The 14,837-nt window shown below is 62.7% G+C and carries 13 protein-coding genes; 6 read left to right on the top strand and 7 right to left on the bottom strand.

Annotation, left to right across the window (positions count from 1 at the left end; all coding sequences use genetic code 11):
- Positions 1-13 precede the first annotated feature (13 nt).
- The 4 genes from J2852_RS27675 to J2852_RS27660 all read right to left on the bottom strand — a co-directional run bounded on the left by J2852_RS27675 (position 14) and on the right by J2852_RS27660 (position 4,481).
- Positions 14-1,018: an NAD-dependent epimerase/dehydratase family protein gene (locus J2852_RS27675; RefSeq protein ID WP_209881931.1), complete on the bottom strand. Its 1,005-nt coding sequence runs from the start codon at positions 1,016-1,018 to the stop codon at positions 14-16.
- Positions 1,019-1,169: 151 nt separating this feature from the next.
- Positions 1,170-2,450, bottom strand: a complete 1,281-nt coding sequence (locus J2852_RS27670) for a DegT/DnrJ/EryC1/StrS family aminotransferase (protein WP_209881929.1) — start codon at positions 2,448-2,450, stop codon at positions 1,170-1,172.
- A 35-nt stretch (positions 2,451-2,485) separates the two neighbouring features.
- On the bottom strand, positions 2,486-3,544 hold the full coding sequence (locus J2852_RS27665) for an alpha-ketoacid dehydrogenase subunit beta (RefSeq protein ID WP_209881927.1): 1,059 nt from the start codon (positions 3,542-3,544) through the stop codon (positions 2,486-2,488).
- Positions 3,528-4,481 carry a thiamine pyrophosphate-dependent dehydrogenase E1 component subunit alpha gene (locus tag J2852_RS27660; RefSeq protein ID WP_246500034.1) on the bottom strand — a complete coding sequence of 318 codons (954 nt, stop codon included), beginning with the start codon at positions 4,479-4,481 and terminating at the stop codon, positions 3,528-3,530. The genes J2852_RS27665 and J2852_RS27660 overlap by 17 nt, the downstream gene beginning before the upstream one ends.
- Positions 4,482-4,834: 353 nt before the next feature.
- Between J2852_RS27660 and J2852_RS27655 the strand changes: the two genes are divergently transcribed.
- Complete coding sequence (locus J2852_RS27655; protein ID WP_209881925.1) at positions 4,835-5,821, top strand: aldo/keto reductase; 987 nt, start codon at positions 4,835-4,837, stop codon at positions 5,819-5,821.
- A 248-nt stretch (positions 5,822-6,069) separates the two neighbouring features.
- On the opposite strand, the gene J2852_RS27650 is transcribed toward J2852_RS27655, so the two are convergent.
- On the bottom strand, positions 6,070-6,846 hold the full coding sequence (locus J2852_RS27650) for an NAD-dependent epimerase/dehydratase family protein (RefSeq protein WP_209881923.1): 777 nt from the start codon (positions 6,844-6,846) through the stop codon (positions 6,070-6,072).
- Between the two features lie 149 nt (positions 6,847-6,995).
- Between J2852_RS27650 and pseG the strand changes: the two genes are divergently transcribed.
- Entirely contained in the window at positions 6,996-8,039 is a 1,044-nt protein-coding gene (gene pseG / locus J2852_RS27645; RefSeq protein ID WP_246500033.1) for a UDP-2,4-diacetamido-2,4,6-trideoxy-beta-L-altropyranose hydrolase, read from the top strand.
- On the opposite strand, the gene J2852_RS27640 is transcribed toward pseG, so the two are convergent.
- On the bottom strand, positions 8,026-8,793 hold the full coding sequence (locus tag J2852_RS27640) for an SDR family NAD(P)-dependent oxidoreductase (protein WP_209881919.1): 768 nt from the start codon (positions 8,791-8,793) through the stop codon (positions 8,026-8,028). The two genes, pseG and J2852_RS27640, sit on opposite strands and share 14 nt — an antisense overlap.
- A 7-nt stretch (positions 8,794-8,800) precedes the next feature.
- Positions 8,801-9,886 (bottom strand): 3-oxoacyl-ACP synthase III family protein, encoded by a 1,086-nt coding sequence (locus tag J2852_RS27635; protein WP_209881916.1) that lies wholly within the window; start codon positions 9,884-9,886, stop codon positions 8,801-8,803.
- A 129-nt stretch (positions 9,887-10,015) separates the two neighbouring features.
- Between J2852_RS27635 and J2852_RS27630 the strand changes: the two genes are divergently transcribed.
- The 4 genes from J2852_RS27630 to J2852_RS32155 form a co-directional block, all read left to right on the top strand.
- Positions 10,016-11,146, top strand: coding sequence for an aromatic ring-hydroxylating oxygenase subunit alpha (locus tag J2852_RS27630; protein ID WP_209881914.1), 1,131 nt, complete (start codon positions 10,016-10,018; stop codon positions 11,144-11,146).
- Positions 11,143-11,913, top strand: coding sequence for an SDR family NAD(P)-dependent oxidoreductase (locus tag J2852_RS27625; protein WP_209881912.1), 771 nt, complete (start codon positions 11,143-11,145; stop codon positions 11,911-11,913). Before J2852_RS27630 ends, J2852_RS27625 begins: the two co-directional genes overlap by 4 nt.
- A 215-nt stretch (positions 11,914-12,128) precedes the next feature.
- Positions 12,129-12,692 (top strand): GNAT family N-acetyltransferase, encoded by a 564-nt coding sequence (locus tag J2852_RS27620; protein WP_209881910.1) that lies wholly within the window; start codon positions 12,129-12,131, stop codon positions 12,690-12,692.
- Between the two features lie 315 nt (positions 12,693-13,007).
- Positions 13,008-14,837, top strand: a 1,830-nt coding sequence (locus tag J2852_RS32155) for an FG-GAP-like repeat-containing protein (RefSeq protein ID WP_209881908.1), incomplete at its 3' end; no start/stop codon positions are given.

The raw sequence follows: 14,837 nt of genomic DNA, 5'->3' as shown, positions 1-14,837 counted from the left end.
GTGCTGTGGCTCCTCATTGCGCCGGCAGATAGGCCTGATCGGTAAAGGCATTGTAGCGGTTGGCCACATTCATTCCATTGGCCGCATACCACTCGATGGTTTCCCGAATGCCTTCCTCCAGGGAAACCACCGGCTCGAACCCCAGCGATTTGGCGCGCGCCATGTCGAGAATGCGCACCCGGTCGCCCGAAGGCTTGGTCGGATCCCAGGCAATCTCCGTGCCGCCGGGCACCAGGCGGGCCACGGTTTCGGCAACCTCGCGGATGGTGACGCCGGAGCCGCTGCCCAGATTGACGGGCTGGTTATAGCCTTTTTCAACGACCAGCATCATGCCCCGCGCGACATCCCGCGCATGGATGAAGTCGCGGACCGGCGACCCGTCGCCCCACACGGTCAGCGGGCGTTCGCCGCCCATCGCCCGCCGGATGAGGGACGGTATGACCATGGCGTTCTCGGGATCGAAGTTGTCGAACGCCCCGTAGACGTTGGCTGGCCGCACCACGGAAATCTTATCCCAGCCGTATTCGATCCTGTAGGCTTCGGCCTGCAATTCGCCCATGCGCTTGGCCCACCCGGCGAACCGGTCATTGGGCGAGGGAAAGGTGCTCCAGACGTCATCCTCGTGGAACACTTCGGCCGGCGCGTAGACTCCGACGCTGCTGGTGAAGAGGTAGCGTCCGACACCGGCGCGGCGCGCGGCCTCCATCATGTTCACGGAGAAGGTGATGGTCGGCACGAAGAAGCTGGCCGGGCGCTTTGCGGTCATGGCCGGCGAGCCTTTCACGCCGACGAGGTTGAAGACCACGTCCATGCCGTCGCAGACGGAAAGGCATTCCTTGAAATCGCGCAGATCGACGCGACGGAATTCGACCCCCGCCGGTGCTCGCGTCGGGTCGTCGAGCGACGCGATCCGTACCCGCGCACCGGCGGCCAGGAGCATTTCGGTGAGCGGCCGGCCGATCAGGCCGGTGCCTCCGGTGACCAGTACGTTCAGATCCCGGTAGAAGTTCGATGTCATCCCGTTTCCTCGATCTCATTGAGGGGAAGAGTCCTGACCCGCCGACCAGCCGCTTGCCATCGACCCGCGCACGGTGCGGGCAGGCGCCGGTCCGGACGGTGCCGTGAAGGGCGTCCAGGCTTCATGCGTCAACGACGGCGTTTGTGCCGGATCATATTGCCGCGCCGGATCGCAGTGCCTCGCTCAGGACCTTCACGATGTAAGTGCAGGCGGTCTCGTCAACGAACTGGTGGTTGCCGAAGGAGAAGCTGTGGTGCATGGAATGGGTCGCGTGCGGCAGGTCGCCCACCGTGCGGTGTTGGAACAGTTGCATGCCCGGCTGCCGGGCGATGTTGCCGCAGATGATCGGGCGCGTCTCGATGTTAGCGGCGTTGAGGGCAGCGGTGATCTTTTGCCGGCTGAGCCCGGAACTGTCCCGTAGCGTGACCGCGAACCCGAAGCAGCTGCTGAAGCTGTTCGGCGTCTGCTTCTGAACCCGGATCTTGTCGCTGAACCCGGTCAGGGCTTCCGTGAAGAAGGCGTGCGTCGTGCGGCGCCCCTGAACGAAGGCCGGCAGCTTGGGAAGCTGGATCAGACCCATTGCGCCTTGAAGCTCCGACGCGCGCAGGTTGAAGCCGGCGTTCACGAACAGGAAGCGCGGGTCGATGTCCGGGTACTGCCGCAGCCAGCGTTCGCGGTCCTTCACCTCCCGAATCCAGCCGTGGGCGCGCAGGATGCGCATCAGCTCGGCCAGTTCATCGTCGTCCGTCACGCACATCCCGCCTTCCACGGTGGTGATGTGGTGGGAGTAGTAGAAGCTGAAGGTTCCGACTCGGCCGAAGGTGCCGACGGGACGGTCCCGGAACCGCGCGCCTAGCGCCTCGCAGCAATCTTCGACGAGCACCAGATTGTGCCGTTTCACGATATCGGTAAGCGCGTCCATGTCGCACGGATTGCCGTACACATGGACCGGCATGATCGCGCGGGTGCGTGGACCAATGGCGCGCTCCACCTCGGCCATATCCATGTTGAGAGTGTCGGGGTCCATATCGACGAACACGGGAACGAGACCGAACTGAACCAGTGGCCAGACCGTGGTGGACCAAGACAGGGCGGGAACGATGACCTCGTCCCCCGGCTTCAGAGCATCGGGCAGGGCGGGATTAACCAGCGCGGCGATCGCCAGCAGATTAGCGGAGGACCCCGAATTGACCATCACCGCGTTGCGGTAACCGTGGGCCGCGGCAAAGGCATTCTCGAATTCCAGGACCTTGGGGCCCATGGTGACCCGCGTTGTCAGCAGGCAGTCGAGCGCGGCAATGATTTCCTCGGCCTCGAACGTCGGCTCATGCAGGCGTACGATGGGATTCGCCGGATCGAAGGAAAAGTCAAAAGCTTTGGCGCAGTAGGCGCGTACCGCATCGTGGACGGCCTGGAGCTTGTTCTCGGTCATTGTTGCGTTCTCTCTATCCCGTTGTCTTGATCGACTTAGAACGGTCCGCGGAATTCCGTGATTTCCTTTGCCTCCGTGGCCAGCGGGCGCCATTCCTCACCCTTGTGCAGCAGACCAAAAGCCGCCTGCGCGATGCTGGCGGCATCGGGATAGAAGGCGTTTTCCAAAGGCTTCGTCGTCGGGCAGGAGGTCGGTGCATAGCCGAGACGACGCAGGCGGACAGCGCGGTCGCCGGCAAAACGCTCGGCGATCTGGGCGACGATTTCGGCGGAAGCGCCACAGTTGGTCCAGCTCGTGTCAACGACCAGCAACGATCCGGTTTTGCTTACCGAATCCGCGATGGTGTCGATGTCCAGCGGTGCCAGCGATACGGGGTCGATGACCTCTGCGCTGATCCCGACGGCGTCCAGGCTATTGGCTGCCCGCAGGCAATCCAGGATCGGATGGCTGATGCCGACGATGGTGACGTCCCGCCCCTTGCGCAGCACTCGCGCCTTGCCGAATGGGACCTCGTACGCTTCGGTCGGAACGAAGCCGCGCAACTGGTACAGCATCCGGTGTTCCATGAAGATCACCGGGTTATTGTCGCGGATGGCGGCGATCATGCAGCCTTTGGCATCATGGGGCGTCGTCGGGGCGACAACCTTCAGGCCTGGGACATGCATGAACATTGAATGCACGGCTTGACTGTGTTGGGCGCCCTGTCCCCAGCTGCGGCCAATGATGCCGCGCACGACGATGGGCATGGCGACGGCGCCGGCGGTCACATAGCTGGCCTTCGCGGCGCAGTTGACCAACTGGTTCATGCAAAGAAGCAGGAAATCCATGCGCTGGTGCACATGGATCGGCCGCATCCCGGCCATGGCGGCGCCGATGGCGACACCCGTCATCGCGTCCTCCGACAGCGGTGTGTCGAAGTTGCGGTCGGGCGAAAACATGGTGTGCAGATCGCGGGTAGACCCGTACATCCCCTTGGGATCGTCCACCCCGAGGCCGAAAACGAAGACGCCCGAATCCCGCTCCATCTCCTGCACGGTGGCCTCGTGCAGGGCCTCCGCGTAAGTGATTTCACGATTTTCACTGATGGAAGACATGGTCGTGCAACTCCGCGACATCGGGGAAAAGGTCCTGCTCGGCAAAGGCAAACGCCGCATCAATGGCGTCCTCCACCGCCTGCTCCACGCGGGCGCGCACGTCCGGTGCAAGCCGCGCGCCGGTGAGCGCGACCTGATCCTTCGCCTTCCATGCGGCCAGTTCCTCGGCAGTCCGATAGCCGATGTGCAGGTCCTCGCCGGGGCCGACATGGTCGTGCCATCGGTATGTCATGCATTCCAGGAACTGCGGACCATTCCCTCGGCGGATTGCCGTGACCGCAGCGGATGCCGCCGTGCGAATGGCATCGAGGTCGCCATCGGCGATTCTTGCCGCCGGGATGCCATAGCTGGCCACGCGATCACACAAGTTGTCGGCGGGCCATCGGGCTTTCATGCTCGAATAGATTGCGTATAGATTGTTTTCGCAGACGAACAGGATCGGCAGTTTCTTCAACGCGGCGAAATTGAGGCTCTCGGAAAAAACCCCTTCCTCCGTCGACCCGTCACCGAAGAAAACGGCGACCATCTGGTTGCTGCCGCGCATCTTCAAGGCCATGGCGTACCCGACAGCCTGAGGAATTGTTGTGGCGACGATCGCGGAGGTTGGCATCATGCCGACCGCCATATCCACCAGATGCATCGAGCCGGCCTTGCCTCGCGCGCATCCCGCGGCTTTCCCGTACAGCTCGGAAATCATGGCGTTCAGATCGCCGCCTTTGGCCAAGTAAAGCGCATGGCCGCGATAGGTACCGAAGGCAATGTCGTCCGGCCGCATCGCCGCACAGACCCCCACCGACACAGATTCTTGCCCAATTGAAAGGTGAACTGGGCTCTTGATCTTGTCTGTGTGGTAAATCTCTGCAATCCGTTCCTCAACCCGACGAATCAGGAATAGCGACCGATAAAGATTAACCAAGTCGTCTTGCGCATCCATCATGAAAACCTTGCGAGGTTGGTCGTGGAAAGCCGCGGACCAGTGCCGCCTTCGCTGCCGGGGCGCGGGAGACAATACGGCCAAAATGATAAAGCAAAAGTTATGCCGGATGGCCGCGAGTGAGGTCAGGCGGAAGAGCGGCTGTCCCCGACCCGTTCACGAAATCGGCAGGATGAGTGGAGCGCCGCATCGGTTGACGGAAACAAGCAAAACTCCCGAGCGGCATGGGTTGGCTTTCCGTCGCGTCAATATGGAATGGGTTAACCATCAACGGTAACGCTATAGCATAAGCCTTTTCCCAAGGGTAGCTTGGCATTGGCCGTTGCAACCGGATGCACCATTCAAGAGAAGTCAGGATGCGTTACCGCAGACTCGGACGCACGGGGTTGGAGGTTTCGGAGATCGGCTTCGGCGGGTGGTCGATCGGCGGACAGACGCCCGGCGCGACATCTTATGGAGCAACGGATGACGCAGTCTCCCTGGAAGCCCTGAATGCGGCATTGGAGAGCGGGATTACCTTCTTCGACACCGCGCCGGTCTATGGGTATGGCCGGAGCGAGCGCCTGATCGGGGAAGCCCTCCGGCATCGGCGCGACCGAACCGTCGTTGCGACCAAGGCCGGCATGCATCGCTACGACGAGCCTGCGGACTTTTCCCCCGAAGCCATTCGCCAGTCCCTGGCCGGAAGCCTCGAACGGTTGGGTGGCGGTTGCGTCGATCTGCTGCTTCTGCACAATCCACCGCCGGAATTGCTGGCGTCGGGCGGCAGGTTGGCCCAATGCCTGAAGGATCTCGTCAGCGAGGGCATCGTCCGCGCCGTCGGCGCCTCCGCCCGGTCTCCGCAGGATGCGCTGGCCATGCTTGATGTTGACGTCGTGGATGTGCTGGAGGTCAATCTCAATATGCTCGACATGTGGGCCGTCGATCTCGGCCTGTTGAAGGCGGCGATGGAGGCCGATGTGGGAATCGTGGCACGTACCCCGTTGTGCGCTGGATTCCTGTCGGGCATGCTGGAGAACGTGTCCGCTTTCGCGGCGGACGACCATCGATCCCGCTGGCCGGCGGAGCAGGTGGAGCGTTGGAAGGAGGGGGCGAAGCGGGCCCTGAACGCAGCCGGCGCCGCTCCCGGTCCGGAAGCGGTTCAAGCGGCGCTCCGGTTCTGCCTGTCCTGGCCGGAAGTCGCGACGGTGATCCCGGGAATCGCCACACCGGCGGAATCGCGCCAGAACGCCATGGCCAGCGATCTGGGGGCGCTGTCGGCCGACAGTCTCGAAGCCGTGATCGCGGCTTACCGGAACTTTGAGGCGTTCGTCCCCGGCCCGCAGCCGGTCGCCTTCAGATAAGGGCGATTCACAAAAACGCGGACGCCCGCGGCTTCCCTCAGGCTCCACCGGGGGAGCAGCGGTTCGATGAGCGACCACAGGCGGTCGGGAAGAAGAGGGGGCGGCGGCGCCCCTCAACAGCCCTAAAGCGAACTTCCGTTCGCTTTAGATTCACATGGCTTCATTCGCCAGCCGGGCTTCGGACGCATGGGCGTCCGGGCCCGCCGTCGCGGTCCAAAGCGGATCGAAATCCGCTTTAAGCAATTTTGTTAACTGTTCTCAAGCCCGCACCGGCGGGCGTAGAGGCGCAATGTGTCCAGCGTGGACCGCCCGAAGGCCGGCAGCACGGCGGTGGCACGGCTGTTGTCCAGGCGCGGCGCGCTGTAGTGGTGGTCGCCAAAGGTTACGCGGCGGTCGAAGGCCTTGGCGATCTCGTCAAGGGATATGTCGTCGGACGACGCGATGTTGTAGACGCCGCTCAGCCTATGTTCGATTGCCAACTGGATGAATTGCGCGACGTCCTCGTGCAGCACGGCGTTGTATCGGGAATCGCCGGACAGCCCGACGACCGATTCCGGTGATTCCAGAACGCGGGCCAGCGTGCTCCGCCGTGCGTACGGTCCAAGCAGGCTGGTCGGACGGAGGATAACCCAAGGCGCGGCCCCGGCGCGGACCAGCGCTTCCCCGTAAAATTTCGTTACAGCGTATGCGCCGTGCAGGTTTTCGGCCCGGATGTCGCTCGCTTCGTCGTGGATTTTGCCGTCTCGGGGATAAAGATCGACCGTGGAAACATAGATGAACATGCGATGCGGAATCTGCTGGAGCCGCGCGGTGAGCAACGCGTTGTCGCTCATGTAATCGACCAGCCTGTCCCAGGGGACGGAGCGCATCGCGTTAAACGCGCAGTGAACGATGGCGTCGAATGGCTCCATGGACTCCCGCGCGAACGCTTCGACCGCATCGCCGCGGAGGAACGGCACGCCGCCAAGGGCGGCGGCGACATGCCGTCCTAATCCGCTGCCCGCTCCGGAAACAAGAATGCGCATAAGTCTCTTTCCGTTGTGCGGCTGACGCCGCGTCTCGGGGAACCGTCCCCTTTGGCGAGACTGTACAGGGTGGCATTGTTGGGTCAATCTCCACGGGGCGGCACCGCGCCCGTTCGCCATGGAGCACCCCTTCAATGTCCTGCATCCTGATGCGCGCCGACGCCGGGCCGGTCATGGGGGCCGGTCATGTCATGCGCTGCTTTGCGGTTGCCGAAGCGCTCCAGGATCGGGGGGTGCATGTCCATCTGGCGTCGGTGAACCTGCCGTCAACCTTGGCGGATCGCATTCGGGAGGCGGGAATTGCGCTGCACGCGCTGGCGGTCCCGCCCGGCGGAGCCGAAGACCTCGGGGCCACCGCGGGAATCATCGACGCTCTGGACGCCGCCGGGGTTGTCGTCGATGGCTATCATTTCGATGAGGGATGGTGGGCCGGACTGGCCGAAATCTGCCGCCACGGGCGGGTGCCCGTCCTGGTTTTCGACGATTTGGCAACCGCGCCGCAACTGCACGCGAACATTGTCGTCAACGCGGCGCTTCAGGCGTCCGCCTTACCTTATCGGCGAATCGCCTCCGATGCGGTCCACCTGCTGGGGCCTGCCTTTGCACCGTTGCGGCGCGAATTCCGGGTCGTGGCGCAGGACGTCAAAGAGCCTCTGCCCGCACGCAGCCGGCTGTTCGTGACGTTCGGAGGAGCGGACCCGCTGGGCCTGACTACGCCGGTCATGGAGACGCTCGCGCCACGCCTTCCCGAAGGCGTGTCCCTCTCCGTGGCGGTGGGTGGAAGCGACCCGAAGCTTGACGGAATTCGTCTGGCTGCGGAGCGGTTCGGCGGTCGTGTCGAACTTCATGTCAATTGCCGGGCGATGGCAGCCCGGATGGCGGAGGCGGGGCTGGCGGTCGCCGCGGCGGGAACCACGACCGGGGAATTGGCCGCCATGGGAACACCGGCCATTCTTGTCGTCGTCGCCGACAATCAGGAGGAAGGCGCTCGTCAGTCGGCGCAAGTCGGCTTGTGCACGGTCATCGACGGCCGGGAGCCGGACGCCGCCGATCACATCGTTGAAACCGCCTTGCGCCTGTGGGCGGACGCCGACCGGCGGACCGCCATGGCGGAGCGTTTGGGCACGGTGGTCGATGGCATGGGGGCGGTGCGGATCGCGGACGCGCTCTGCGCGGCGATCACTGCGCGGTAAAGCCTCCATCGATGGTCAGCGTCGTGCCGGTGATCCATCGCCCGCTGTCCGCCAGCAGATAGGCCACCGCCTCGGCCACATCCTGGGGCATGCCATACCCCAGCGGGTGGGACGCCGCCAGCGCAGCGTTCTGCTCGGCCGGCAGCATGGCGAACTGCTTCCTAGCCTTGGCGCCGAGAACCACGGCCGGCGCCACGACATTGACGCGGATGCGTCGGTCGGCCAGTTCCAAGGCCAGGGATTGGGCGACCGACACCAGCGCCGCTTTGGATGCGGCGTAGAGCGCGCGCCCCTTTTGCCCTTTAAGCCCGGCGACCGAACCGACGTATACAATCGCGCCACCGTCGGCGAAGACACCCTTCTGCTGAAATCCGCGTGCCAGCATCAACGCCGCCCCGACATTCAGGGTGAAGTAGCGCTCGAACTGAACCCGGTTGACCTGCCTCAGCACCGTATATCCCTGCTCGGATGCGGAGTGGACCAGCCCGTGGAACGGCCCGCTGGACTCCGCCTGCTTCTTCATCCAAGCGGGAATTGCGTCCATATCGGTCAGGTCGAACGAGGCGCATTCGTGCCGCGTCGGTTCGGTCAGCAGAGCCCGCGTCGCTTCCAGGGCTTCGGTCCGGCGGCCCACCAGCACAAGGCGAGCGCCAAGTTCGGCCAGTGTGCGGCACACCTCCAGGCCGATGTCGCTGTCAGCGGACGCGCCGGTCACGAGGACGCGCCGCCCCGTGAGGTCGAGTGGATTGCGCATGACCGGATTACGGCGTCAGCACTGAAAAATCGTCCGGCAACTCGGCGACTTCCGGAGGCGGAATGGGGCCGACATCTCCGATCAGGGCACCCCAGGACCAGCCCACTCCGAAACCGGCGAGCAGCATCCGGCGCGTGCCGGTCGCCAGTGATTCGCCCAGCCGGTGGCTGATCGCCAATGGAATGGAGGCCGAACTGGTGTTCCCGAAATCGTGCATGTCCGTGAGGAATTTTTCGTCCGGGATTTTCACCTTCTTGCGCAGGTGTTCCAGCATGAAGGCGTTGGCTTGGTGCATCACGCAATGGTCCAGAGCGTCCACCGTTGTTTGAGCGAACTCCAACACTTCGCGGACCAAGGGAGGCACGGCGCGCAATGTGAAGGCGAAGACCTCCGCTCCGTTTAAGGATAGGCGTGAGTCGTTGAACAACTGTGCCTGCTCTTCGGGTGTACGCTCCACGAGTCCCGGAGTCAGCGCGTTGCGCCGGCCCCCGGCCTTGACCCAGATGTTCTTGGCTCCCGCTCCGTCGGTTCCGACCACAACATGCATGGGTGCCGCACCCGGCACGACTTCCAGTGCCGCTGCACCGCCGGCATCGCCGAACAACGGACGCGTGGAGCGATCACCCGGCACGAGGTGGCGGGACGATATGTCGCCGCACAGCACCAGAGCGCGCCGTCCGGTCGATCCGCCGAGCAGGCGCCCCGCCAACCACAGACCGTACACGAAGCCCGAGCAGCCCAGATTCACGTCGAAGCAGGCCGCTCCGTTGCCCAGCCCCAACCGCTTTTGCATGATGCAGGCGGTGGCCGGCACGTTGTAGTCGGCATCTTGTGAGACGAAGATCAGCACATCGACGGTCTGCGGGTCCCAGTCAAGCTGGCGCAGCAGCCCTTCTCCCGCCGCGACGCACAGGTCGGAGGCGCAGATGTGCGGCGGGGCGATGCGGCGCTCCCGCACACCGGTCGTGGCGTAAAGCTTCTCGGCCTCTTCCGCCGAAAAAAGGCTGTGGTCCTCCATGAAGGAGTGGCGCTGACGGGGCACCACCGCCCTCATGCCGGCGATCCGAACATCCTCGATGACGGCCTTGACCATGGCGTTCCGCTTCCGCTCTCGTTGGCTGGATTCATCGGGGCCGAAGCCCAACTGGATGGCAATTCGGGAAACTTTAACTGGCCGACGCTAATTTCAAAACGATTAAGGAAGGTATAAAAGGATACCGTCATGTCTGACGCCTCCCCGAAGCGGAGAGTGGAGCCGCCTTCGGCCACCGTCATTTCCACCGCGCGCTATTCCGATCCGACGGTCTTCGAGGAAGAGAGGAAGCGGATTTTCCGCCGTTCTTGGATTTTCATCGGCTTCGCTGAGCAGTTGGCTCAGCCTAACGACTTCGTCACGGCCGACATCGCCGGTACTTCTGTGGTCGTCCAGAACTTTGACGGCGCGCTCGCGGCCTTTCACAATGTCTGTACCCATCGGTATTCGGTGATTCAGCAGGAACCCTGCGGCAACCGGCGGCTGGAATGCCCCTACCATGGTTGGCTCTTCAACCGCGAGGGCGTGCCTGTCGGCATTCCGGGCAACGAAAAGTTCTTTGGCTTCGACCGCGCCGCCAAGGAAAAGCTGGCGCTTCCCCGGTTCGAGGTGGCGGTGCGCGGGCGTTTCGTCTTTGTGCGGCTGGAGGCGGGCGGAGAAAGCCTCGACGATTTTCTGGGAGCGTATGGGCCCCTGCTCGATGATCTTTCCGCCTTTACGAACCTGATGTCCGATGAGACCCAGGTTTGGCAAGCCAATTGGAAGATTGGTGTCGAAAGCGTCCTGGAGCCCTATCACGTTGACGCCACGCACCCCGAGACCTTCAAGACCTTCATTCGCAAGCAGTGGGAAAACTCGACGGAACGTGAACATTCCCGCTGCCTGACCCGCATGTCCGACCACAGCACAAAATGGTGGAACGGTGTGGCGCGTGCTCTCGGCCTGCAACGGGATGAGCGGTATTGCGACTATGACCACTATTTCATCTTCCCGAATCTGTCCATCGCGGTGACCCACGGCGCGCTTCTCAGTGTTCAGACTTACGACCCCGTGGATGCGGAGGTGCTCCGCTTGCGTTTTCGGCTGTTGACGGTACCGGGCCGAAAAACCGCACTGCGCGACGGCGCCGCTTGGACGATGCTGTCCGGGACCGTACAGGCTTTCAACGCACAGGTGCTGAGCGAGGACCGTCGGGTGTCGGAGAGCACGCACCGGGGCAGCAAACAGGTTGGGGGAAAGCCAGCCGTCCCCGGCTTGGCGGAGGACCGCCTGTTCGCCTTTCACGGGGCCTATCTAAAGCGCATGGGGGCAGAACGATGACGGGTGAGGCATCTTCCCCCTTCGACCTCAATGGGCGCCATGCGCTGGTGACCGGCGCATCCACGGGGATTGGGCGGGCGACGGCTGTCCTGCTGGCCCAACTCGGCGCGCGCGTCACCGTCAATGGCCGAAGCGTCGCCCGGCTGGAGGAAACCCTTGGCCTGCTTCAGGGGGACGGACACCGGGCGGCTCCTTTCGACCTTGCCGACACCGACGCGATCCCCCGTTGGATGAAGGCGCAGGCCGAAACGGCAGGGCCGTTCGATGGGCTTGCCCACTGCGCCGGAGTGCAGGTTGGAAAGCCGGTGCGCAGCGTGGACCGGGCGTTCTTCGACCATATCCTGCACGCCAATCTTCTCAGCGCGCTGGCGCTTGCTCGCGGCTTTCGGCAGAAGGGGTGCAACACCGGGCGGGGGGCGTTGGTGTTGGTGTCATCGGTGGCCGCCGAAATCGGCCAGCCCGGCAATGTCGTTTACGCGGCCAGCAAGGGTGGTTTGGTGTCGGCATCGCGCGGTCTCGCCATGGAGTTCTTGCGCGACGGCATTCGTGTGAACTGCGTTGCCCCCGCCATGGTCGAAACGGATATGATGGAGCGATTCCGCCAGACGACGACGACGGACCAGTTCGAGGCAATTCGTGCCGCTCATCCCATGGGCTTCGGTCGACCCGAGGACGTGGCCTCGGCCATCGCCTTTCTGCTGTCCGACGCAAGCCGCTGGATCAATGGTGTGTCGCTGCCGGTGGATGGAGGCTACTTGGCACAATGACCGCACCCATCAACAGTCGCTGAATAAGAATTTCTGTCCGCTTTGGATTTAAATGGCCTCACATGCCGGCTCTCAGCGGATGCCTTCGGCATCCGCCTGCCGCCAGCGGGAACTTCGTTCCCGCGATAGGCCGGGGTTTGGATGCACACGCGTCCGGGACGGCCGTCGCGGTTTTGGGCAGATCGAAATCCGCTTTAGAATTCCGGAGTTATTCCATGCCGTTTCGCTTCCGTAGCCCGACCGTCGATGACGCCGAGATGTTGCTTGCTTGGCGGACCGAACCGGCGATCACCCGGTTCATGTTCACCGACATCGACAATCCCGACGCATCGCGCCAGCGCGCATGGATACAAGCCATGGAGAAGCGCCAAGATTTCCGACACTTCGTCATCGAAACTCAGGGATGTCCGATCGGGTACCTGTCTTATTCAGATATTAACTGGGTTCACCGGCGCTGCTCATCCGGGTCCTACATCGTCGATGCCGATGCTCGACGAACCGTGGCGGGCTTCCTGCACAGTTTCATCATGGATTACTGTTTTTATGCATTGGGGATGAATAAAATGGTTAATTATTTCATGGAAGGGAATGACAACGTCATCAAAATCCAACGCATTCTCAAGTGCCGTGAAGTGGGTGTGCTCAAGGAGCATGTGTTTAAATATGGTCGCTACCACGACGTTTTTGTTTTTGAAATATTGAAAAGCGAGTGGGAAGCGCAAGCGCATCCCTTTGCGCGTGAGCGGACCCTGGCTGCCTTCGACGCTGTGGAGGGGTAGGGGTGGCGATGCTACCTGGAATCATCCTTCCTGGGCCTTCCTGGCTTGCATCGATGTGAACGATGGCGGAAAATCGCAGACGGCTATTCAGTGTGATCGCAATCACTGCGTGACTGGTGCCGGTATGGTTGAATTGAAGCAGCTTTCAGGTTGCCGGCTGGCGATGGTCTTTGCAAAAAATGCGAAGAATCGCTTCGCGAGCAACGCGAAAGGGGCGTAGGCCCTCTTGAGGTGGTGACCGTATCCGATCCTCCCAGGGTTTGGTTCGCGGATGAAGAATCGCCTTGGAGTCGGTTGGGGAGAGGAGGGTAAGCGATGTCGTTCATGATCGCCTGTGGTTGCCCGATGTGCCAGGCAAGCGCCAGCACCGATCCGGCCGGGACGGAGGCGGTCGTCGTTCCGGCTTCCACCGCCGTCAACTCGGGCTCAAGCAACATCGACGCGCTGTTGGCCGGCTCCGAATACCGCTGGAACTACGGCAGCGCCATGGGAACGGCGGCTTCGATTACCTACAGCTTTTGTGCGACAACACCCTCCTATTACAGCAGCGGTGCTTGGGAGCGGCAGGGTTTCCTGGCGTTGGGCACGACTCAGAAGCAGGCCGTGCGCGATGCACTGTCATACTACTCGGAAGTTGCCAACCTGACCTTCACAGAGGTGTCCGACGCCGGGGGCGGCGGGCAAATGCGATTCGGTCTGGCCAATCTGCCGAGTTCCGTCGGAGCGTGGGCCTACTACCCGAACCAAGGCAATGTCAGTGGTGACGTCTGGTTCAACCGGCTTGCCGGTTTTTCCGACATGAGCAAGGGAAGCTATGGCTTTCAAACCGCCATGCACGAAATCGGGCATGGATTGGGCTTGAAGCACCCCGGTAATTACAACGCGGGGGGAGGGGGGACCTCCGGCCCCTATCTGCCGTCATCGACGGATAATCTGCGTTATACTGTGATGTCGTACTACATCGACCAGACGCAGAACCTCCGGCCGCAAACACTGCAGCTCTACGACATCGCCGCAATCCAATATCTTTATGGCGCCAACACCAGCACGCGCGGTGGCAACACCACCTATTCCTGGACGACCAATCAGGAATTTGTGAACACCATTTGGGACGGTGGCGGCACTGACACGATCGACGCCTCCAATCAGGCACGCCGTTCGATCATCAATCTCACACCGGGATCGTTCAGCAGCGTCGGACGGCAGGGAATCAACACCGACGCCAACAGCAATTTGGCCATTGCCTATAACTGCACGATCGAAAACGCCCTCAGTGGCTCCGGTGACGATGTGCTGTGGGGCAACGACACCGGCAATACGCTTGATGGCGGCGGCGGCGGCGACTTCCTGTATGGCGGTAACGGAGACGATACGCTCATCGGTGGCGCGGGCAACGATACCATCGATGGCGGTGCCGGTACGGACGTCGTCCAGTTCGCGGGTGCGCAGGGCAGCTACACCATAACGCAATCCGGCGCGCTGACCACGGTTACCGGCGCGGACGGGACCAAGCAATTGAGCAATGTGGAGCAGCTCCAATTCTCTGGAGACAACTCCACCCGCGCCGTGGTCGTGTCGCAAACGTCGGTCAAAGGCGACGTCAACGGTGACGGCAAGGCGGACATTTTGTGGCGCAATGCCAGCACTGGTGCTGTAAGGCTCTGGACGACGGACGGAGGGAACAGCATTTCCGATGCCGCCATCAAGGTGGAATTGAAAGACAGCGCCACCGTCAGCAGCAACTGGTACTCCGGGGGGCTCGGCGATTTCGACGGCGATGGCAAGACGGACATTCTCTGGCGGAACAGCACGAACGGTGCCCTGTCCATCTGGGCAATGAACGGAAACATGGTCCTTGGAAGTGCCAGCCCTCAACTCAACGGCGCCAACGTGGTGCCTGGGCTGGCTTGGAAGGTCGAAAGCGTGGCCGACTTCACCGGCGACGGCAAGGCCGACATCCTGTGGCGCAACAGCACCAGCAACCAGGTGCTGCTGTGGACGATGAACGGTTCCACGGTGACGTCGGCCAACACGGTGCAGCTGAACGGGGCGGCCGTGGCGCCGGCGCAAGCCTGGAAGGTGGAGGGCGCGGCCGACTTCACCGGCGACGGCAAGGCCGACATCCTGTGGCGCAACGGCACCAGC

The sequence above is a fragment of the Azospirillum soli genome, from assembly GCF_017876165.1.
Taxonomy (GTDB): domain Bacteria; phylum Pseudomonadota; class Alphaproteobacteria; order Azospirillales; family Azospirillaceae; genus Azospirillum; species Azospirillum soli.
Note: the sequence above shows the minus strand (reverse complement) of the source record. Positions and strands in the feature narration are given on the sequence as shown.